18 protein-coding genes, 1 tRNA gene and 3 pseudogenes are annotated in these 21,243 nt (G+C 53.6%); 9 read left to right on the top strand and 13 right to left on the bottom strand.

From position 1 onward, the window contains the following. Window position 1: 1 nt before the first annotated feature. Window positions 2-157: a type B 50S ribosomal protein L36 gene (ykgO, locus tag EQV96_RS21305; RefSeq protein ID WP_095002911.1), complete on the bottom strand. Its 156-nt coding sequence runs from the start codon at window positions 155-157 to the stop codon at window positions 2-4. A gap of 192 nt (window positions 158-349) precedes the next feature. Here ykgO and EQV96_RS21300 point away from each other — a divergent pair. From EQV96_RS21300 to EQV96_RS21285, 4 genes and pseudogenes are all read left to right on the top strand, one after another. Next, a pseudogene (locus EQV96_RS21300) lies at window positions 350-1,048 on the top strand (tyrosine-type recombinase/integrase); the annotation flags it as partial. A gap of 721 nt (window positions 1,049-1,769) precedes the next feature. Then, complete coding sequence (locus EQV96_RS21295) at window positions 1,770-2,099, top strand: DUF1778 domain-containing protein (protein ID WP_218723188.1); 330 nt, start codon at window positions 1,770-1,772, stop codon at window positions 2,097-2,099. Continuing rightward, window positions 2,056-2,610, top strand: a complete 555-nt coding sequence (locus EQV96_RS21290) for a GNAT family N-acetyltransferase (protein WP_218723190.1) — start codon at window positions 2,056-2,058, stop codon at window positions 2,608-2,610. The genes EQV96_RS21295 and EQV96_RS21290 overlap by 44 nt, the downstream gene beginning before the upstream one ends. Window positions 2,611-3,166: 556 nt before the next feature. Continuing rightward, window positions 3,167-4,546, top strand: a complete 1,380-nt coding sequence (locus EQV96_RS21285; RefSeq protein ID WP_240882367.1) for a hypothetical protein — start codon at window positions 3,167-3,169, stop codon at window positions 4,544-4,546. Window positions 4,547-4,618: 72 nt separating this feature from the next. Here the strand turns inward: EQV96_RS21285 and EQV96_RS21280 are convergent. Then, window positions 4,619-5,781, bottom strand: a pseudogene (locus EQV96_RS21280) (IS3 family transposase). A 117-nt stretch (window positions 5,782-5,898) separates the two neighbouring features. On the opposite strand from EQV96_RS21280, the gene EQV96_RS21275 reads away from it, so the two are divergent. Next, on the top strand, window positions 5,899-6,234 hold the full coding sequence (locus tag EQV96_RS21275; RefSeq protein WP_240882400.1) for a hypothetical protein: 336 nt from the start codon (window positions 5,899-5,901) through the stop codon (window positions 6,232-6,234). Then, window positions 6,135-7,272, top strand: a pseudogene (locus EQV96_RS21270) (tyrosine-type recombinase/integrase). Before EQV96_RS21275 ends, EQV96_RS21270 begins: the two are co-directional and overlap by 100 nt. An 81-nt stretch (window positions 7,273-7,353) precedes the next feature. On the opposite strand, the gene EQV96_RS21265 reads toward EQV96_RS21270, so the two are convergent. Continuing rightward, window positions 7,354-7,468 (bottom strand) — tRNA-Pro (locus EQV96_RS21265). Between the two features lie 79 nt (window positions 7,469-7,547). Beyond that, window positions 7,548-7,838, bottom strand: coding sequence for a hypothetical protein (locus tag EQV96_RS21260; RefSeq protein WP_240882366.1), 291 nt, complete (start codon window positions 7,836-7,838; stop codon window positions 7,548-7,550). A 183-nt stretch (window positions 7,839-8,021) separates the two neighbouring features. Here EQV96_RS21260 and EQV96_RS21255 point away from each other — a divergent pair, with 183 nt between their 5' ends. From EQV96_RS21255 to EQV96_RS21245, 3 genes are all read left to right on the top strand, one after another. Beyond that, the gene (locus EQV96_RS21255) at window positions 8,022-8,411 is read left to right on the top strand and encodes a helix-turn-helix transcriptional regulator (protein WP_153382249.1); all 390 of its coding nucleotides are present in this window, start codon (window positions 8,022-8,024) and stop codon (window positions 8,409-8,411) included. Beyond that, entirely contained in the window at window positions 8,386-8,877 is a 492-nt protein-coding gene (locus tag EQV96_RS21250) for an ImmA/IrrE family metallo-endopeptidase (RefSeq protein WP_240882365.1), read from the top strand. Before EQV96_RS21255 ends, EQV96_RS21250 begins: the two co-directional genes overlap by 26 nt. Window positions 8,878-9,708: 831 nt before the next feature. Further along, window positions 9,709-9,855, top strand: a complete 147-nt coding sequence (locus EQV96_RS21245) for a hypothetical protein (protein ID WP_153382245.1) — start codon at window positions 9,709-9,711, stop codon at window positions 9,853-9,855. An 80-nt stretch (window positions 9,856-9,935) separates the two neighbouring features. Here the strand turns inward: EQV96_RS21245 and EQV96_RS21240 are convergent, their stop codons facing one another. From EQV96_RS21240 to EQV96_RS21200, 9 genes are all read right to left on the bottom strand, one after another. After that, on the bottom strand, window positions 9,936-10,430 hold the full coding sequence (locus EQV96_RS21240) for a lysis protein (protein WP_240882364.1): 495 nt from the start codon (window positions 10,428-10,430) through the stop codon (window positions 9,936-9,938). Then, a complete protein-coding gene (locus EQV96_RS21235) occupies window positions 10,427-10,960 on the bottom strand; it encodes a glycoside hydrolase family 19 protein (RefSeq protein WP_240882363.1) in 534 nt (177 codons plus the stop codon). Before EQV96_RS21235 ends, EQV96_RS21240 begins: the two co-directional genes overlap by 4 nt. Before the next feature lie 71 nt (window positions 10,961-11,031). Beyond that, complete coding sequence (locus EQV96_RS21230; RefSeq protein WP_240882362.1) at window positions 11,032-11,859, bottom strand: hypothetical protein; 828 nt, start codon at window positions 11,857-11,859, stop codon at window positions 11,032-11,034. Between the two features lie 3 nt (window positions 11,860-11,862). Continuing rightward, window positions 11,863-14,247: a hypothetical protein gene (locus tag EQV96_RS21225; protein ID WP_240882361.1), complete on the bottom strand. Its 2,385-nt coding sequence runs from the start codon at window positions 14,245-14,247 to the stop codon at window positions 11,863-11,865. Window positions 14,248-14,365: 118 nt separating this feature from the next. Further along, window positions 14,366-14,827, bottom strand: a complete 462-nt coding sequence (locus EQV96_RS21220; protein WP_240882360.1) for a hypothetical protein — start codon at window positions 14,825-14,827, stop codon at window positions 14,366-14,368. Window positions 14,828-14,844: 17 nt separating this feature from the next. Further along, entirely contained in the window at window positions 14,845-17,901 is a 3,057-nt protein-coding gene (locus EQV96_RS21215; protein WP_240882359.1) for a host specificity factor TipJ family phage tail protein, read from the bottom strand. Further along, window positions 17,840-18,274 carry a hypothetical protein gene (locus EQV96_RS21210; protein WP_240882358.1) on the bottom strand — a complete coding sequence of 145 codons (435 nt, stop codon included), beginning with the start codon at window positions 18,272-18,274 and terminating at the stop codon, window positions 17,840-17,842. Before EQV96_RS21210 ends, EQV96_RS21215 begins: the two co-directional genes overlap by 62 nt. Window positions 18,275-18,276: 2 nt before the next feature. Next, window positions 18,277-18,756, bottom strand: coding sequence for a DUF1833 family protein (locus tag EQV96_RS21205; RefSeq protein ID WP_240882357.1), 480 nt, complete (start codon window positions 18,754-18,756; stop codon window positions 18,277-18,279). Between the two features lie 10 nt (window positions 18,757-18,766). Continuing rightward, window positions 18,767-21,241: a phage tail tape measure C-terminal domain-containing protein gene (locus EQV96_RS21200; protein ID WP_240882356.1), complete on the bottom strand. Its 2,475-nt coding sequence runs from the start codon at window positions 21,239-21,241 to the stop codon at window positions 18,767-18,769. Window positions 21,242-21,243: the final 2 nt, after the last annotated feature.

Raw genomic sequence — 21,243 nt, 5'->3', positions numbered from 1 at the left:
GTCAGCCCTTGCCTTTGTTCTTGTTCTTCGCTCCGCCCTGCCGAGCCTTGAATTTCGGATTGGTTTTGCAGATCACATAAATACGGCCACGGCGCTTAACTATCTGGCAGTCACGGTGACGATTTTTCGCTTCTTTGAGTGAGGACAGCACTTTCATCGGTGAGGCTCCTTGCGGTGAGTTGAAACGTAATAACATATCTTGAATACGAATGAGAATGTTTAGCAACTCATATTTCCCCTACCCCTTCTTGATGCTGCGTAGATCGCGGCAAGGATTTTGTCGTGTCCATGAATATGCGGATCTGGGATCAAGTCGATAAGACCGATACCCGGTGCACAAAAGCTGCTTTGGCTGGACAGCGTACCCATGCTGACAAAGCTGGAAGAGAAGAAATCGAGCCGTAAGCCCTACCCCATGTCCTGGGAAGAGCAGTCGATTCTTTTTGGCGAGTTGCCCGCCCACTTGCAGACGATGGCCTTGTTCAAGGTGAACACGGGCTGTCGCGAGCAGGAGGTTTGCACATTGAAGTGGGATTGGGAGATTGCGGGAGCGGAACTGGGCACCAGTGTGTTTCTGATACCGGCCGATTTTGGCGGCCGGCATGAGCGGTCGGGAGTGAAGAATGGTGATGAGCGTCTGGTGGTGCTCAACACCGTGGCCATATCGATCATTGAGAAGCAGCGTGGTATCAGCAAGGAATGGGTGTTTCCTTACAACGGTACTGCGCTGCACCGGATGAATGACTCAGCCTGGAAGAAGGCCAGGGTCAGGGCGGCGAAGAAATGGCAGGAGAAGTATTTGCGGCCGGCACATGATGGTTTCGCCCGGATCCGCATTCACGACCTGAAGCACACCTTTGGCAGAAGGCTGCGTGCAGCAGGCGTGACTGAGGAGGATCGCAAAGCATTGCTTGGGCATAAGAACGGAAGCATCACCAGTCACTACTTCGGCGCCGAGCTGGGGCAGCTGATAGAAGCTGCAAATAAGGTGTCAGCCACTGACTCGCGTGGGACGGTGCTGACGACTCTGAAGAGAAGGCAGGCGTGAAATGTGGAGAAGTCACGCAAAAGTCACGCACATGAAAAAGCCCAACCTTCACAGATTGGGCTAAGTCATTGAAAAATATGGTCGGGACGGAGTGATTCGAACACTCAACCCCTAGCACCCCATTCAAGCTTGTATCTCTACAGGCCTCTAAATTCAAGACTTCGCACTTGGCGCTCGCTGCAACGACGCCCAACAGTGCTGAGCCGTGAGTGACGAAGTCACTCGAAAAGTCACTCGGCTTTCCTGGCCCACACCGACTTCCTGCCGACCGAACACTATCCCAAGCCTACCGACGTAAAACCCTATCCAGCCGCTTCAGCATAGCCCCCGTTGATGGATTGGGTTTAGTTCTCCTCCGCAGCCCGGCCCGTCTAGTCCTAAGGGACGGTGAGGTTAAGGGCTTCTCTGAGCATGAGCTTTATCTCTAACCCCCTCACTACCTTCTGGCTAGGCACCAGCATCTTGGTACGTACAATACACGTATATGTTGACAGCCCTCCAGCCCAGCGCTACCATGTGTCTCGTACGGCTTGTGTACGTATGCGAATGACGCATGAATCAAAGCCGATTACGAAGTATTAATCAACCACAGATGCCATAAACCACGAAGGAGTCGTAATGGAAAGTACTCGAGAAGGAGCTCAGCTCGTAGAGAGCTGGACGTAAACCAGAAGAAGGAAGCGCATCACTTTATATATCGATACACACAGAGGAAAGCACTATGTCTTTTGTAGCAGAGACACTACAGGGTGCAAAAACTGCAAGACTTGATCTTAAAACTACAGAATTTGCAAAAGAATTTATTCGTAAAGCAGCAACCATTTCCGGTTTGGATATGACCTCTTTCATATTGGCATCGGCTTTCGAAAAAGCTGAGGCAGTTATGGATACATATCAACGGATTGAACTTTCGGAGAAAGCCTTCGCTCGAGCGCACGAATTAAGCCGAGCAAGCTCCGAAGCCCCGAAGGCCAATAAAAATCTAGTAAAACTATTAAGGAGTAGAAATGAGCGATCCAGACCTAACATACGCCCAGGTGAATCTGAATGATGCGTTGGAGGATGTAAAACTTCCGAAGAAATTTAGCTGTGGGGATGCCATACTCGACAAGTATGTAAACTCGGGCAATCTCAAACGCGCGATTCAGTCTGAGAACCTTCACGCCACCGGCATGTTTGATGAAACGCAAGAACTCATCGGCTTCATGACGGTGGGCTTCGGTATCTTAGATAAGACCCGGGTGAAGACGCTCCTTAAAGGAAACCAGCCTCCACAGCTTCCTGTGGCGAAGGTCATCATGATCGCTGTTGATGAGCGCCATCAAGGTCTCGGGCTTGGTACAGACCTGATGCTGGAAGCGTTCACCAAAGCAGTGACCGTTCACAAAACGATCCCGTTGAAGGGCGTTTACCTTGATGCAGCCCCTGGCAAGGAAACGTTCTACTCTGAGATGTTTGGGTTCACGGCTCTTGAAGGGCCAGGCCCCGCCGGTAGTACTCCGATGTATATCCCAATTGAGGACGTCATCGCCGCCCTTTTGGAGGCAGACAATCCCGAGTAATGAGACGAGGCCATGCCCAGCTCACCATAATGGCTAGCAGTAAACCTGCTAGCCATTTTTTTATGCGCCCCCATCCTCCCCAACCTTACAAAGCAAAAACCGATCAGATTATCGAGAGTCAAACTAGGGGACAGCGCGCCACTCCCCGCTCAAGCTGAACTTCACGAAATAGAACTAAGCCGAATGTGATTCCATTAGGCTGGACATAAAATGATGGATGGGAATTACTGAACACAACCTCTTAGCAAACAAAGCCTCTAACCAATACTAAGAATCCTCCTGTACTATGTCTGTACCATTGAAGCTAATAAGAGATCATACCTTTGACCGCTAGTGCAGCTCATGAATGAGTCAACCTACAGCTGCCCACTTCCCTCCAAGGAGCAATTTAACTGATATGCTCAAGCCACCTCATGGAGAGCGGGTATAGTTTCAAGCGAATACACACTGACAGATATTTTAGAAAGAACTTAGTAAACGAACTGGGCTGAAAGGAAAGACACAACGAATCTCGACAAACACCCACATTCATAAACTCTCAATATGAGAATAAAAATTGAAAAGAACACACCCAATAACAGATGTCATTATAGAGTCACTCTCAGATAATACATTTTCATTTGACTGCACATCAATTCTACTAACACAGCAAACTGACAAGGAACCCATAATTCAATACAGCGGACCGGGATCTATTTCAAAAGGAGACTCTGAAGATTTCACGATAAAACTCTACTCCAATGTTCCAGCACACCTGAGAACACAACCAATAAGATTTTCTGGCGATATTGCAGAGTCATATATTCCTGGCCAAATTATACACTCCTCCGAATACTTCAAAATGGAGGCTGTAGCATATAACGGAGAAATCTGGACAGCTGAAAATATATGGCTGAGCGGCAATGTGAATTACAACACTCACGGCATGATCCTGAGTGGACTAACTGGGTGCATCACACTAGCCGCCAAATGTAATCGCACCCATTATATTTTTGACATGACATGCCTTCACCAAGACTTTCGATTTCCTTGCAACTCTTTTACAGAGGACAGCTCAGGACGTACTCGAAACAAAAGCGAATTTGAAATAGATACTACAAAATGCGTATTAACCACTCTAAAGAACACACTAAATATCCAGCTAATATCAGAAACCCCCTTTCCCAACCACTTCGATAGAGCTTTTTTGAACGCCCTTCAAATTTCAACAGGAAAACAACTCAAGCTTATACATAAGCGAGCTGCCACCCCAACTGAATCAGTTGTAACCTTAAATGCAGAACTCAATACATCCCCCTTCAGCTCTCTCTACTGCACCTTACCTAACTGCAACCGCCCTTGGGGCCTATCAACCTCATCAGAATTCATCGCGAAACTTTTGCCCAAACTTATCAATGAGGAGACACCACACTTCCTTCAATATTTCATGGACATGTTTACAGCCTATAGATCTGGCATAGAAGCTTCCGCGCTTGGATTTAGCGTAGCAGTCGAGGGAATGGCGTCTCACTATTTCAAAAAACTTGGAAAGTCAGACCCTATCTTTGTAGAAAAATGTCTTGCTGCGATCCCTATTATTAACAACGCGGAAAGTGACGGTCTAATTGAAACCAATGTAAGAGACAAGCTACTTGCGTCTCTAAAAGGCGCAGCAGCTTCAAGCCCCAAAAACACACTCTATAAACTTTTTGACAAAAAGGTAACCGATCAGTGGGTAAAAATCCGCCACCCCGCTGCACATGGCTCACTATTAGATAAAAATCTAACACCTCAAGAACTAGTAAACTGTACACACACATGCCTTTACATGTTCTACGCCATGCTCTCAGCCCATATAGACTACAAAGGTCAAATCATAAACTATTCCATACCCGAGCACGCAACGGTTGACAACGAAGTATTCAAGAACATTAAAGCAATTGAATCCAGAGTATGAGTTTGAAAATTTTATTAACCTCATAACTGTGCTTAATACTTTCCCGACCCTCGTGATCAGTTTCTGTAGTGGTCAACTAATCCCGGACACGACGTTAAGTTTTTTCTCGGCTTGAGCGGGCGCGAGCCCGCCATTGAATGTATGAGGCCGTATCCAGTTGTAACGATGCATCAAATAATGGCTGATGTCCCGTGCGCCTGCTGAACCGACATATAACCCACTGAAGGTATCCACTCGGTTTTCAAGCTGCGAAATACACGCTCCATCCGCGAGTTGTCGTAGCAATTGCCCCGGCGACTCATGCTCTGGCTGATACGGTACCGCCACAGACGCTGTCGGAAGTGGTGACTTCCATATTGCGACCCCTGATCCGAATGAAATAGCAGCCCTTGAGGCTTCCCGCGTTGCTCATAGGCCATATCCAGCGCTTTGGTGACCCAAGTCAGCATCCGGGTTTCCTGACAACGCCCAGCCCACTATCCGGCGAGCGTAGAGATCCATAACCACGGCCAGGTAGTGCCATTTCCCTTGCGCCCAGATGTAGGTGATGTCGCCGCACCAAACCTTGTCTGGCTCGGGAACATCGAACTCACGATTCAGTGTATTTGGAATGTCAGGCCGCTCGACCGTTGCTTTTTTGTAGGCATGCGAGCCCGGCTGCATGCTTATCAACCCCAGTTCCCGCATCAAGCTGCGCACCTTGAAACACCCGATCGACTCGCCATCTTCCTGCATCATCGACACGATACTGCGGCTGCCAGCAGCGCTTCGGCTCTGGGTGAACAGTTCGTTGACTCGACTGCGTAAACGAATTCTCTCGACGCCCGCAGATCGCCGCCTGAGGCGATGGGCGTAGTAAGTCGAGCGGGTGATTTCGAACACCTCGCACAAGCAGTCAACAGGTTCATGGGCGCTTAGCTGATGGATCAGTGCGAACGCTCGAGATCTTCCGACATCAAGAGCGCGGTAGCCTTTTTTAATATCGATTTCTCTCGTTCGAGACGGGCGATTCGGGCTTCCAGTTCCTAGATCTTTTGCTGCTCTTGGGTCAGCGCCTTGCTCTGCGGGGTGACGCCAGTGCGCTCCTGCAGAAGCTGACTAACCCAACGGCGCAGGGCCGACTCGCCAATGCCGAGTGAACGACTGGCTTCAATGAAACTGTAGTTTTGCTTGAGTACGAGGTCGGCAGCCTCGCGTTTGAATTCAGCGGAAAAAACACGACGTTGTTTGGTCATCTGACACCTCGATATGGCGAGCATTCTCGCCTAAATGGGTGTCCGGTTTCATTAGACCACTACACACCCATCCTCCCGCGCTTTATTCGCGCCGGAGAGGCATACGGCTATCTCGGCATGTGCCGGGACGAATTCAACAAAACAGTCCGACCTCACGTTCGGGAATTCCCGATCGGAAAACAGGGTGTCGGCTTCGACCGATTGGAACTTGACGCGTGGGCCGACGCCTACATTCAGGCCATGGCGATTGAAAAAGCAGCAAATCAGGACAACAATCGGCCCCGCAGCGAGCGCCAGGGCGGATCCAAAGGAGATACGCAATGGCACAAAAAGCAATCACCGGGCTCCAGCAAATGCCGAGCGGCATCTGGAAGATCGACAAGAAGTACCGAGGTGAACGAATTCAAGAGAGCACTGGCACTCGTGACCGCGCCGAAGCTGAGCAGTACCTGATCTATCTCTTGGAACAGCGCCGAAAGGAGAAGGTGTACGGGATCAGGAAGGTGAGAACCTGGCGGGAAGCGGCAACTCGCTTCCTGCTTGAAGTTAAGGATCAGGCCTCGATCCATATTTCGGCAACGTACATGGCTCAGTTGGATTCGTTCATAGGGGACATGCCGATCACGCACATCGATGACGACTCCCTGGCACCGTACATTCATTCCAAGCTGCACCCTGCCGAGGGCAAGCCTGTAACGAATCGCACGGTCAATATTGCCCTTCAACTGGCAATCAGGGTTCTCAATCTGTGCGCGCGCAAATGGCGTGATGATGAGCGCAGACCATGGCTTGATGTTGTGCCGATGATCTCGCTCCTGGATGAGAAGACGAACTGCCGCAAGCCCTACCCGCTTTCTTGGGAAGAGCAGTCGATCTTGTTCGCTGAGCTGCCGCCGCACCTGCAGACCATGGCTATGTTCAAGGTCAATACAGGGTGTCGGGAGCAAGAGGTTTGCAAGCTTCAATGGGATTGGGAAATCGCAGTACCGGAGCTGGATACCACGGTGTTTTTGATTCCGGCCGGGTTCGGCGGGCGAAGCGCAAGGTCTGGCGTGAAGAACCGGGACGAGCGCCTGGTGATTCTCAACACGGTGGCCAAGTCGGTCATTGAGAAGCAGAGAGGCCAGCACAAGCTGTACGTCTTCCCTTTCGGCAAACCAGACGGCGACGGGAACGAAACAATGGTTCACCGCATGAACGACTCAGCCTGGAAGAAGGCCAGGGTCAGGGCGGCGAAGAAATGGCAGGAGAAGTATTTGCGGCCGGCACATGATGGTTTCGCCCGGATCCGCATTCACGACCTGAAGCACACCTTTGGCAGAAGGCTGCGTGCAGCAGGCGTGACTGAGGAGGATCGCAAAGCTTTGCTCGAGCATCACCAGTCACTACTCAGCGGCAGAGCTGGACCAACTGATTGAGGCTGCAAACAAGGTATCAGTAACCGACTCACGCGCACCAGCGCTGACGATCCTGAAGAGGAGGCAGGGATAGCAGAAACCCAAGGTCACTCGAAAAGTCACTAGGGTAGAAATGAAAAAGCCACCCATAAGGTGGCTAAGTCATTGAATAATATGGTCGGGACGGAGTGATTCGAACACTCGACCCCTAGCACCCCATGCTTGCATAGCTCCTAAAAGCCCAATTAAATCAGGGCTTTGCATCTAGCGCTCGCTGCAACGACGCCCCACGATGCTCTACCATGATGAGCCATTCCCCGAATTTCCCCCGACGCATAATTCTCCCCTGCCCCGGCGTCCTGCCAAAGTTCACCTACCCCTTTTTGCGAAAAAAGAAACATCGTCGGGATCAATAGAATGATCCAGGAATAGTCCGACGCCGTCAGCCTCCTCCCACTCAACTAATCCCCAAAGCCTGGCTGCGTCAGCAAGCTCTAGCATTTCCGATAGCTCATCACTGCGCACCTGACGGCGCTCATGAGCGAGCATTGCCAGATCCACAAGCTTTCGCCAATGAGCCTCAGGATCGGTAACCAGGTCGAAGTGTTGCTTGCTCGCTGCTCGCCATTCAGCAAGCGGGTTTTCTACATAGTTCTTCATTTTCAAGCACTGTATTAATGAACAGTGCTTTTAGCGGAGATATCTCTCGAGAGCAAGACAGACAGTCCTGCGAGGTGCATTTCTACCATTCAACTTTTAAAGTATTCTACTTGAATGGTTGACGATGGTAGAAGGCTCTGTTTTAATGGCCCTAGGTTTCAACAAGCGGGAAGGGAGAGGACAATGTCGCTTTCAAAATTCGGCGTCACAGTGAGAGAGTTCCGGCGGTCCCTGGGGGTTACACTCAGCTCTATGGCAGCCGCCCTAGATACGTCACCAGCTTTCTTGAGTGCGATGGAAACTGGTCGAAGCAAAATCCCCATGGATTGGGTAGACAAGATTTCTGGGTTTTTCGAGAAGTCTGGCTTAAGCGTTAATCGCGCAAAGCTTAAAGCAAGCGCATGCGAAGATAACGAAAGTGTCTCGCTAGAAGGATTGCCTCCGCATCACAGAATGCTGATCGCAGGCTTTGCAAACTCTGACTTAAACCAAGAACAGCTTGCAAAGCTGGGACGGCTATTAAGTGAAATCCATGGGGAGACTACAGATGACGACGGACGCAAATCAGACTGAGTTTCGACTGCGCGGGCACCGAGTGCCCGCAATCGAAAAGATGGATATCGATTATATTGCAGGCCGCATTTGCAAAATATTGAAAGCAAACAAATCGTCATTCTCGCCTTCAAAAATAGGCTTGTTCATAAACAACCTAGAAGAAAACGGGATACATGTTGACCCAGTAGATGATGACGAATGGATTGACGCAGCCAGAGCAACTGTAGACCCTTCGAGCGGGTTCATATACATGCCAAACTGGCTGTACAACAACCTTAATCGATCAGAGCCTGAAGCGTTACGAATTTTCCTGCACGAGCTGGGCCATATTTTTCTATGTCATCGACCGTTATTGCATTTTTCTGACAAAAACGCAGTCGAAATCGAAGATTCTGAATGGCAAGCAGACACTTTTGCAGACTCAATCATCAACCAGCTTGGACTACCTAAACAAGGAAGACAGCTTGAGTTTAAACACTTCTGACAAACCACACCGCAAATGTGGTTTGTCAGAAGTAGGTAGTAGACCGCAAATCTACTAGGAAAGTTTCCCACTCGCTTTCCGCAACCGCAGAGACTGCTAGAAAACTTGTGTTCTTAACTGGCGCGTATTCTAGTCCCGTTCTTCGGATCTGTCCACACCTAGTGAGTAGTGGCAACCTAATCAAGGAGATAGGTCATGACCTATACCGACGAACGTGGCACGTTCATCCTACGCTGGAGCCGCCGCCTGAAAAGCGGTCACATTCAGCGCGCGGTGGGCAAACCCTTCAAAATTTACATTAAAGGCTGATGTAGATTTTAACCCCGATCAGAAATGGTCGGGGTTTTTCGCTATCAGTCGCAACACACATACCTCATTGCCCCTTCTAGGTTGCGCAGCTACCGCCTCGTAGGATCGCCCGCAAACGAAACCGGCCCAACGACTTGGTGTAAGCGCTGACGCCAGTTCTCCCGCGTATCCATCAGCCCCTGATCGTAGCTCCGCGAGCGATAGACAAGGTCGTTGATTGTATTGCCTGGATCAGCAAGGTGGGTACTGAGATTCGTCTTGTCGGCAAGTTGCTTCAGGTAGTTCTAGACACTGATTGCCGACAGAAAACGCCGCTCAGCTAAGAACTATTTGCTCCAAATCGAAAGTTCTGAGAGTATCAGCGGCACTTTGACATCATCAGCATTTACTGGCGGTGCCTTCGAACTGGTTGGGCTGCTGTCCCTTGTGTCCAGAGAACACTTAAGACAGCAACAGTCTGAATTTCCCCGCCGGCCACTAGATGAGACTGGGAAAACAGCGAGGGAGGAAATACCTATGGGTATGTCTAAACAAGCTGGTTCAGCAGTTTTGCACAAACGCATTCGTGCGTTCGGTAGCATGGCCATCGGCTTCGGCTTGATGGGCATTGATCCGGTGTCCGCTGTTGCACTGGCTCTTGGGGCTACTGTCGTCTTGGCGATACTGTAAGGCTAGGGAGGCTGCGTAACCGGACGTGGCCGCCCAGACCTAAACAATCATCCCGGCGTCCTGCCGACCGAACACAGCCCCTACTGACACACCCTCAACACATACTCCTGCAGCCCCTTCAAGGCTGTCCGGTCTTTGATGATCCCTGCCCTGATATCGAAAACAGCTCGTCCAGCAGCTCCAGCGATTTCGACGGTTGAGCCATCATCCAGGCGGGCGGAGCTAGTGGTATCGGGCAAATTGCCGCTACTGGAACTACAACGCCCTGCGAAGCGCAGCCTACGATCACCAGCGGCAACATCAGCACGCAGCTTTTCGTTTTCAGCAAGCGCATGAGCTTTCTCCTTGGTTGTTCTGGTATCGATATCAGCACGGTCCTGCTCTGCGGTCTGCTGCTTCTCCAGCGCTTGACTTACCTGAGCGGTTGCAGCGTTGGAAATGGCAGTCAGATCGGCCTGATGTACGGCAGTCAGGCTGGCCAACTCCTCTCCGTAGCGCCAAGCGCCAACTTTCCATGTGGCAAAACAAGCAATAGCCACCAGCAGCGCAACACCGATCCAGCGAGCCGAACTCACACCAGCACCTTCAGCGCCTTGGCATACAGCGCCTGACGATCCGCCGCGCCGTTCTGGCCACCGTTGATGCGACTGGTGATCGTGTCGAATTTGCCCGCATCAGCCAGAGTACTCAGGCCCCTGCTCGCCCAGAACCATGCAGCTGACATACATGCGTGCTGTGGCTTCTCCAGCAGCTCAGGGTGATTGATAAAGTCGAGGCTCAGCGCTTCACCGCACGCTTTGTAGTTGGCGCGACCCGTTATCTGGATCAGACCACGGCCGCGATACTTGGAGCCGTCACCCGCCACGGTATTACCCAGGTCTGCCCTGCCCTCGTATTTGGCCTGAGCTTTTGTTGGGCCCCAGATCTCTCTGACATACTTGAGCTGACCGGACTCATGCCCTACCTGGGCTATGAAGGCTGCCACGCGCTTCAAGCCTACGATCTGATAGTGGTTCATGGCGGTGTTAAGAGCAGACACAAAAACGCCGGCTGATTGGCCGGCGTTCGGGAGGATCTGCAGCAACTGCTGCGTGCTGATGGGCATGACTATCTCCGGGCAAAATACCCGCGCTCGACGGGATTCATTGTTGGTACACAGTAAAGCTTTGCAGACAGCTACCAAGGACGTCCGCGACTTGCTCCTAAGACCGCACCGTTTGCACAAATTCGAGTGATATCTTCCGAGTTCAGAACGCGGCTGTATCGAGCAAATGCCTCGATCTGCTGGATTCCACCATCGTATGTAGTATTGGAAATACCAATGGCTGGCTTAACCGATGTAACTACTTGACCGCCACTAGTAGTCATTCCTGCATCTGCGGCTGAAACTGAAGCAGATGCCATCAAAGCCCCGCTCTTGTCATACAAAGATGCCGTTACTACGGCGGCGCCATCGTAACTGAGCACTGCCACGCGGTGCTGATTGACTGTTCCGGTTGCGCCTGGCACTAAATCCACAGCCGCACCGTCTGCCGCTCCCTGCCAAGCGCGAGTCTGATGGCGGCCAGCCCCGGCAGATTGGAATGCTCGTGCCAGTAACAGCGGGCCTCGAATAGCAGCAAACGAACGATCCCGAAACGCAATCATGCAAGTGATGGCTTCGGTCGCTCCGGAGATGCTGCCAGTTACAGCGCCCAGGTACACAAGTGACCACGGATCGGCTGGGCCGAAGTCAGGCATGGACACGATTTGGGTGCCTTGTACCTGCAAGCCACCTTTCCCGCCTAGCCATGCATAGGAATCGACAAACTTACCTGCGTTGATTTTTTCAATCAGGCCACTAGGTCGGTTGAGCATGGCGTTAGCAGTGGCGGTACCTGCCGTCTCTTCAAACATGAACAGATCAGCAAGCCCTGCATCAGGGAAGCCACGCAACGTTGTGGTGATACGCTCCAGCCCAACAGTTGAGGCAAGTACGCCCGGCAATTCAATTAGTACGGTCATGGCTTAAGCTCCTTTAATCTTCATGGCTTCATACTGGCAAGCCCAGTTGTGCAATGGATAAGGCTTCCCTGCACGGGGTCCAGTGGCAAAGGTGTTCAGTGACAACAGGTTGTCGCTGTCGCGAAAGTTGGTGTAAGGGTTCATGCGGCGCAGGGTCAACACATCGCCACTAGCGAACGGGCCATACGTCCCGCCCGTCCTCAGCTCCCGCGTCTCGCCTGTAATCACGGTGTAGGTGCCATCGAAGGTCACGCCACGAGCAACGCCCAGCGCAGTCGGAGTACCGTTGGGCAGCAATGCTGTGATCCAGAACGCGCCTTCATCGGTCAAAGCCTTGAGGGTGGTCCGCACATCTCCGCTGACTTGCACGGTGTAGGTTGCAAAGCCTGCTGCAGTAGGTGCGCCCACCCCAACACTGGCCACAACCACGGGGGCTAAATCACAAGTTGACTGGCCCAGCGACAACAGCGCACCTGTAGGAATTGACGGGAACGTCATACGCACAGTGCGACCATCCGGCAGCAGCTCGGCAGCTGTAGCCGATATGCGCGGCCCCACCACTGCGTCGATTGTTCCGCCGTAGATCGTGACCCCAAAGCCTTTTGCTTTGGGCATCAACTCGGTATCAATAATTAGCGGTGGCCGAGGAACGTGAAAGGTCAGGTCAATATGAGTAGCGTCCACTTTTGAAGCAGAGAGCACCCTAAGTGGCTGCCAGTTCTCACCCTCATTTACAACCCGATGCATTACCTTGGCGCACATTTCACCAATCCAGCGCTGTCCATCTGGAGCGTAGTGAATTTCGTTGCCCCAGTTCTGCGATGCACCGGCTAGGCCGTTACTGGCGTTCTTCGCCGATGGCATCTGGTAACGCGGGCCCACCATAAACACCAGCGGTGAAGCATCCGCCACGTCAAGCCATGCTGTTGGCGTGTATTGGTTGTATGTGGCTGGAGTAACAAACAGCGGGATTGGTCGACGCTGGCCGGTCAAGGCACGAGCCTGAGCGTCAAATTGCACCGCCATGGCCAAAGCCTTGGTGGAGTAACTTGCAATCAAAGCTGTAGGCAGCAGCGTTTCCCCGCCGTAATACATCGTCATATCGCCTTCGCTTTCGCCCTGGTCATAGGTCCAGGCTGGCAAGCGATAGACACGTCCCGCGGCGGCTGCAGATGCAACACCACGAGCCACATCATCCAGCATCGTTGGCCAGTGCCCGCCAGGGGTCCGTGCTCCAATCCTACCGCTTGCACCATCATCCTCAGGACCCAACTCAGTCAACTTACGCCCGCCGAGACTGGTAGAGGTAATAAGCACGTCAGGTTCTGCAGAGTCTTTGGATACTGAGAAGCGGGAACCTCCAATCAAGCGAGCCTTATAAGCGTCCGCCATACTATTTGCGCGAGTCTCTACGCCATTTGCAACCATGGGCACCAGAGAGAAACCTGTGCGACTTTCAGGTGTGTTCGGATTATCGGCGCTGCTCCACGTACCGATCCCGCGCGAAAACATCAAAGCCCCCCAGCCTGTAGGGGAGATTGATAAAGGTGGCTTGGCGTCATCGGCCGAGTCGTTAGACTGCCCAAGTTTCAGGATATGAATCAAATCACCTTTTGCGGCCCCGGAATCAAAACCGGGAAGGTACTGCGTGCCGTCATCTTTGACTCCGGACACAGCATAGAGAACACCATTGGCATCGCGCTGAGCGAACACATACCCGCCCCACCCGCCAAGCTCTACATCCTGCATGGACATGCCGCCAATTTCTGCACTGACGAATCTCTTAAGCGGAGCGCTTTGAATGCTTGAGTCAGGCATAAACGCTAAAAGATTGTACGAATCACCGTGCTGGTCTTTCTGAGTGAACGCGAACAGCGGCTCTATATCATCCATGCTGGCTTCATTATTTCGATATGGGCCTGCATTGGCACTCAGCTCGGCAATCAGCTCTTTCGTACCAATAAGTACTTCAGCGCTGGGGTAGCGCTTTATCTCTACCGGGGAGCCGGCAGCGTTCTGGTAAAGGATCAAGTACTCACTGGATTCAGGGCTGGGCACACTGAAAAACTTTCCAGCCGGCGTGCTTGCCAGCCCAGCAGCTACATCAGGATAAACACCCCCTGATAGCTGCGCCGCATCCCTCGCAGCCTCGGCATCCGACTTCGCGGAAATTGCTCGCTCGGCTTGTTGCTCAGAGCGCACAGCCGCATCGATTGCTGGAATAGCCAGCGCAGCGTCCTCGATCCATTTCAGGCTTTTGCGCGACCGCCCCAGTCGGTCGGCGTATTCGTAGTCTGTGCCATTGGCAAACTTGTCGAGGTTCTCGGCGTTATCACTCAAGTCTTTTGCAGCGGTTGATCCAATCGGGTTGCCGGTGTTGTTGGCCATGTTAATGCTTCTCGCAGACACGCCTTCGGCACTGCAATCGAGGCAGTGTTTAGGTCGTGAGTGTTGATTGTTCCGGCGAGTTGCCGGCGGATATGCGTGAGGGTTTTGAGCTGCGCCGCTATACGGTCTGTTCAGGCCACTTCTGATTCATGGCTCGGTCGAAGATGTCCGCATCAATGATGTAGTCCGGTATTTCCACCACCAAATCCTTGTCAACCAATGGACGCTTGAACAGACTGAGCTGAGCACTGAACCGCCAGAGGTCCACACCCACCAAGACCGGGCCGCTGTAGATGTCGACGAAGTTGGCCCGGTACGGCTCCATCCCCATCGGCGTCAGGAGTGGGCATTCGAACGGCAATGATCCAGACAGCAGAACGTATTCAAACCACCCCTCGAACAAGCGGGCTTCCGGCGGCGTCAACAGCCAGGTGACAGTCGCCACAGTTGGAGTGCTGACAAAGGCCCGACGACGCTCCGAGCGCCCGCTCACCAATTTTGTGCTGGTCATCGGGCTGACAGGATCAAAGCCGTATCCCTCCCGCTGCGGCGTAGGCAGACCTTCAGGGTATGCAAGCATGGTTAGCAGATCCTTTATCAGTCAGGCGCCGTGGCGTGGTCGTAGGTGTAAACACGGGCGTCATAGGGCATTCCCTTCATTGAAACGTTGCCGCCGGAAGGATCGGCAGAGGTCACCAGTACCGGGTAAGCCCATTTGTCAGTAGGTCCGAAGAGCAGGCGTGGCGAATTCAAGGCTGGATCGTTGCTGGGCACGAAGTCCAGATCATCTACCCTGACGTGGAACTCATCGATTTGAGTAGCCGGATAAGGTCCGGACAACGTGCCGTCCAAACGGCTGATTCCGATCTTGTGGGCGCCGCCTGCAGTCCAATCCAATGGTTCTGACGACTCCAGAATCAGCCCGCCAATGACAGGCTGAACGCCAAATAACAGCGCGCTCTGACAAAGCCCCGGCGTATCACTGGCCACCGCGCAAAAGCTCAAGTAGCCCGAGTTGCGCCCAGCCAGCGTAGTCGCCCAGGTGTAAGTATCCGATCGGAACAGTTGGTGCCCCCTGCGGCGCATACCCCACCGATAGGCGCGGTCTCGATCAGTCACACCGGGCAGTTTTACCTTCTCGACCTTCAGCCCAAGATCGCCAGGCCATCGGCATTCAACGGTTTCCCATGCCCAGCTTTTACTCGAGTAAAACTCAACGTCTACAGCGTCATAGTCATTGATCGAAGGGAGTGGACCGCTGATTTTCAAGGCGGTGGTCATGTTCTGCGGCGAGTAGGTTTGGGTCTTGGGGCCGTACTCGCGCTCAAATACGGCTCTTGGCTCATCACGGACTGGCCTGATGAGCCCATTAGCGATGGTCAGCTCAGCCCAGCCGCAGGCGAGCGCATTGTTCAGCGCTTCCTTGGCAATACTTGAGGCATCAATCGTCTCGTCGTAGAGCTGGCCATCGGCAACACAGGACGCGTGCAACTGGTCAAACTCTTCAAGGTCGATATCGGCGTCGGTGTAGCCCAGCGATTTGAGTACATTCAGCACCCACGGCACGATGTCGCGTGTAGGTGCAGGTGCTTGCCAGGCGCCGTCGCTACGCAGTGGCAGGATTCGAGTGGCCTCCAGATTCACCTGGCTCTCTGATTGCGCTGAGAGCCGGTCAGCACCACGGATTTTGGCCGAGATGACAGTCATGCCCGGATAGCTGGTTGGGCGAATCTGACGCAGCCCGCGCAGGCTGTACCACATCATGTCGTCGTTGACCTCGTCAGCATTCGCGCCGCCGATCTTGGGTAGGCGCTTGAGGCGACACTCGGGGCGCATTGGATAAGGCAGCTCATGTCGGAAGGTAAAGCCCTGGGCGTCACGTGAAGCACCGCTCACCCATTTCGGCAATACCGTCCAGGCACCGGCCACATCCGCATCCCGGTACTCGAACTGATGGCCTGATGAAATAGCGTACATGTCCCCTTTCTTTCCAAGACCAATCAGGCCGTTGGCTGCAAAGACGGAGTACTCGATAGCGGTGACCTTCTCCCCGACCGGGCTGCAGACGAAGGGACCGCGGTACCCACCCTGCAGGCTGGAAGGGTCGAGGTTGATCACGCTGTTAACGCTTTCCAGATAGCTGAACCCAGGCCAATCCTCATCAACGGCACCTGCGGAGGTCAGACGCTCGACTTCAATAATGGAACTACCGGAGGCTGTGATGCGATACCGCAACCCTCTAGGACCAATGCAGGCCAAGCCAGTGCCCAGCGCAAGGCCATTCGCAGGCGCTCCGCCGTCATAGTTCAAGGTCATCTCTGCGGGCTGCTCAGGCGACCCGCTGGTTGGCGCAGTGCCGGTGCTGCTGATTGGACTGCTGCCGAAAAGAGTCGCGTCCGTCGATGTCAGCGGCAGACCGGTAAAAGCGGACGTTTCCGTGATCAGCAGTCGGCCCAGCGAGGCGCTGGCAATGAATGGCGCAGCCCCCTTGGCAGCGTTGAACGCCGACACCAGACCGGCAAGGTCGGTTGTCGCAGTGTTCAGGGTGACCGGGTATGCCGTCCCGCCTCGGGTGACGGTGAACGACAACGGTGTCACATCAAAGTCGTAGCGCGACGGAGCACTGGAGCCCCGCAGCGTTGAAGCAGTACCTGCGCCGGGCGGTATTGCAGGCGCATAAGGCGTGTAGCTGTTGACGATGTACAACCCGCCGTTGGCCCCCACAACCTCGATCGCCATGCCGACTTCAGGATTGAGCATCCCCAGAGGGCCTTGGACGATGTCACGCCCCGTCCCACCATCTATGACCGTGTATTCGTAGTAAGCCAGCGCACGAATCACTAAGCCGCTGACCCAGTCGGCAGGGAACGCACCCGCTCCCGCAGGGATCGAGATGGTTTCTCCATTGAACTGGTAGGCCGAAGCCCGCGCCGATGGCGTGATGCTGTTCGAAACCGTCAGCTGTAGACCTGCCGATCCGCTCGAACTCGCTCCCACCTCGGCCACGTTGTACCAGAGCATCGATGCGGTATCACCCGACACATCCGCACCAGGCGGATAGATAGTCACACGGGCATCGGCACCCAGCGAAATCAGTGGAGTTTCACCCACCTTGATCTTGCTGATAGGAATATCCAGATCGCCCGCCGAGACGTACAGCAGCATCTCGATCCACTGCTCCCGTGGAGAAACAAACCAGGTGCGTGGTTCAGCCAGGTAGGACGGGTATACCTTTTGGTGGCCAGCGATCTGGCGAATGGTGTCGCCCAGCTTGACCTTGTTGCCCTTGGCGCTGGCCTCGGTCAGGGGGTTGCCCTGCACAGTGGAGTTCGAAGGCATGCCGGGCATCTTCGGCACCATCATCTTCATCACCGCTTTCGCGCCTGCGAACAGGGCGTAGGTGATGCTGAAGGGGTCAGTGCCCTTTGGCTCGCGATAGATCTCGACATGATCAGACGGCTTGAAAACCACCTTGTGCCAGCGTTTCGCTTCAATCAGTTCGTCATTCAGCACAATGCTGATCGGAGGCGATTCCATCCGCTGGTAGCTGGGCGACTGCTCAATCAGCCACTGCTCCAGAGTCATGCGTCGATCAGTCGTGTACGTGACCATCGGCGCCGAGCCGGCCATCTTGTTCGGGAAAAATTCGATCACGGTAGAAGACCACCCTTGGAAAGTCAGTTTCAAACTCACGGACGGTGCGCAGTCGTACACCGCCTGGGTTGGTGTCCAGCACCTTAAGCCTGCCATCAGCCTCGACCACCACGCCGACATGCAGGCACAGCGCGCCACGGAGCACCGCCGCAATAGCGCCGACCTCTGGAGGGCACGTTTCCATGCCCTGCTTCAGGTCGTGGTAAGCGTGGGTGTTCTCGCGTAGCCGGTCCTTGCCTACAGCGCCCAGGCTGGGCAGTAGAGGCAGGCCCAGCAGCTGATGGCGAACCGCGATACACAGCCCCCAACAATCGAAGGCAATAGGTCCCCGGCCGCCATCTCGGTAAGGGGCGGATAAGTAGTGTTTGAGCATGGTTAGATGTACTTCAGGCCAGGTGCGACCAATGTGGTGAGCTTGTCTCGCGGGAACCCAATGTTCAGCAGGTCAAAGAACCCGCAGGAAAACTTGGCGGTGTTGTCGGCGTACTCACGATCCAGCACCGTGAGGTGGTAAATCGATGTTGGATAGCTCAGATCGCTCAGCAGGTATTCGCGGTGAGTGATGTAAATCCGCTTCCCAGCAAGCCGGTACCCCTCGACGACCTTCTGCACGTTGCCTAGCGTGTTATCAATTTCGATGTTCAAGCTTTGGTATCCGCTGCCGTCACTCTTGGGCAGCGCATCCCCCATCGCCACACCCGGGAAGGTCAGCTCCCTGCCGTCCTCGGTAACGCACGTCCAGTCATCGAAGCCCTGAGAAAACAGCAGTGTGGCGCTCTCTCCTTCTGCCCGGACTTCGACGGTCTTTATGATCATGTCTCCGCCAGAGGCGTAGCACTGTTCGATTGGGGTCATGGATCACCTTTTAGCCAGGGCTTCGCTTGAGCCCGTAAACAGACTCGAACGTATCTGACGCTTCGTTACCGCCCGCACGGATCTGCGCAGCGAAAAGGTTTAGAGACTCCGACCCATCGGCATTTCTCCCGCGCTCAACCTGACCGGCTTTGCTTGGGTTTTCGATGAGATTTACGGTCAGGCCTTTATCGGCAGGTGATCCGCCACGTGAAACCTGATCAAGAGTTCGATCGAGCTTGGCGCTGGTTTCAGCCGTGGTCACCCTCTCGCCTTTCTTCAGGTTCCAGGTACCATCCGCTGGAACGTAATCAATACCATCGTGAGCCTGACCATCTAGCGCAGAACCTACTGCCGTCATCATCACGCCAGCTGCAGCTGTAGCTGCAATAGCGGCGCCTGGCGCAACAACTGGCCCGACAAAAGGAATACCAATCATAGAAGCAAACGCACTCAGCCCTGCCATAGCCACCTGGGCGGCAGCGTAGGAGAGCAGCGCATGACCGACAGACTGAATGAAGCTCGCAGCTAACCCTTGAGCATCGAGCTTTCCTGTCTCGGCCCACTCGGTCATGGCGCTGGTAAGGCTGGAAAACGTATCAGCACCTACGGCCTTCATATTTCCATAAAGGTCCATGCTGGCTTCAACCTGAGTGGCAAAGCCGCTGATAAACCCAGCGGTGCCATTTTGCTGAAGCTGGTCAAGATTTTCGTAATACTTTTCTTGCATCTTTTTGCGCTTCTCTAGTGCCTCCTCGAGCGCATCAGTTTCTTTGTCGTATACCTCTTGGGTTATGTCATCGGCATCTCTCTGCTTCAGGAGGTCGGCCATTTGATCCTGATAGTCCTGCTCAATACCGAGCATTTCCAATGCTCGCTCTCTTACTGTGTCGGTATCATAAGCATTTAGAAACGGCGTATCTAAGGCACGCTGATCGATAGTCAGTTGCTTATCTACACTTCCTTGGAATGCAGAAACAGCTTTGTCATCCTCTGCGGCCTGCTTGAGCTCCTTGCGCGCATCAAGCTCCTCAGCCAACCCCTTCAGCCGCTCCTTTTGCTGATCACTTAGGCCCGCAAGCTTTCCAGACTCGAACTCGAATTGAAGCTTGGCCACTTCCGATGCGTCTTTTCGCGCATCGCTGGTTGTGTTGATTAGCGCAATCTGACGCTGGTAATCCGTCTCAGTGGATTCGAACGCGGCCTGGATCTTCTTCGCGGCGGCCGCGGCTTCAGATGTAGCCTTCTTTGTAGCTGCCGCTGCCGCTGCGATAGCAGTAGGATCAACCCCGCTGCCAGTACCCGGGGTCGTTCCCTGAGTGGTTCTGGCAATCTCCGCAGCAGCTTTCTTGGCGTTAGCCACGTACTCCTTGAACTGGTTACCTACTAGAGGCGTCTCAAGGTTCTCGCTGATGGCCGCGGCCGCTAAAGCAGCAACTCCAAATTGGATTTTCGCATCCGCCGCAAGCTGCGCTGATGTCGCCTTAAACTCTTTTGAGGCCTCACCGAAAGATAGTGCACCCAAGGCTCCATTAACCTGCGAGGCTAAATTCAGAGTGCGGCCGGCCGCAGTAGAAAACATTCCAACTAACGTTTCGGCGACGATCTTGAAGGCGCGTATTACGCCATCGCCAGCGTTAGCAACAAAAGCAGACACCTCGACAATCTTGTCGCCTAGATCGCCAACAACCCCCTTGAGTCCACCAGCCTCCTTCGCGGAGGTATTCATATCCTTGGTGAATTGAGCCAATACAGGAAGGAATTCGGCGGCAAGGATAGTCTGAGCCGAAGATATATATTGCCCAAGCCCAGAAAGCTCTATCCCGAACTGCTTTGCCGCAGCGATAGTCGTCTCATCCATGACGACACCGGCATCCATCGCCGCCTGCCCCAGCTCATCAAAAGCCTTCCCGCCGTTACGCAGAAGCGGGACAAGTGCAGTGGAGTCGCTTGCGATCGCTTCCATGTAGAACGTCATTTCTTGCTGGCTAACGTTCGCCTTTTCTAGGCTCGTTACATAAAGCGCCAGAGCTTCTTTGCTGTTTAACTTTTTAAAGCTGTCCGCAGTGAGGCCGACCTTCGGGGCAATGTTGGTGAAAAAGTCTAGAAGCGCACCGCCACCTGTGTTCGCAAAATCACCAAGCTTGTCGTTGGTGTCTTTCAAGATATCTGTCAGCTTGTCCTGCTCGACACCAACTGTTCGCGCACCAGCGGCATACTTCTGAAACTCGGTGGTTCCCAGGCCCGCCAGAGCAGCCTGATTAGAAATTTCCTTAGCGGCATTAGACGACGACACCACCATGGCCGTCAGGACTGCCGGGATGCTACCAATAGCGACGCCTACGCCTTTTGCCAAGCTACTAAACGACTTGGCGATCTCAGCGTTTCGCTTTTTCGCTTCCTGGCTTGCTCTGTCTAAGGGGCCGGTGAACGAGCCAATTTTGGCAACGAGGTCAAGGGTAAGCATGCCCAGTGATTTCGAGGCCATTC

Origin of the sequence: Pseudomonas sp. TMW22080 (assembly GCF_022496745.1) — a bacterium.
Classification (GTDB): domain Bacteria; phylum Pseudomonadota; class Gammaproteobacteria; order Pseudomonadales; family Pseudomonadaceae; genus Aquipseudomonas; species Aquipseudomonas bubulae.
This window is presented reverse-complemented; position numbering and strand designations above follow the sequence as displayed.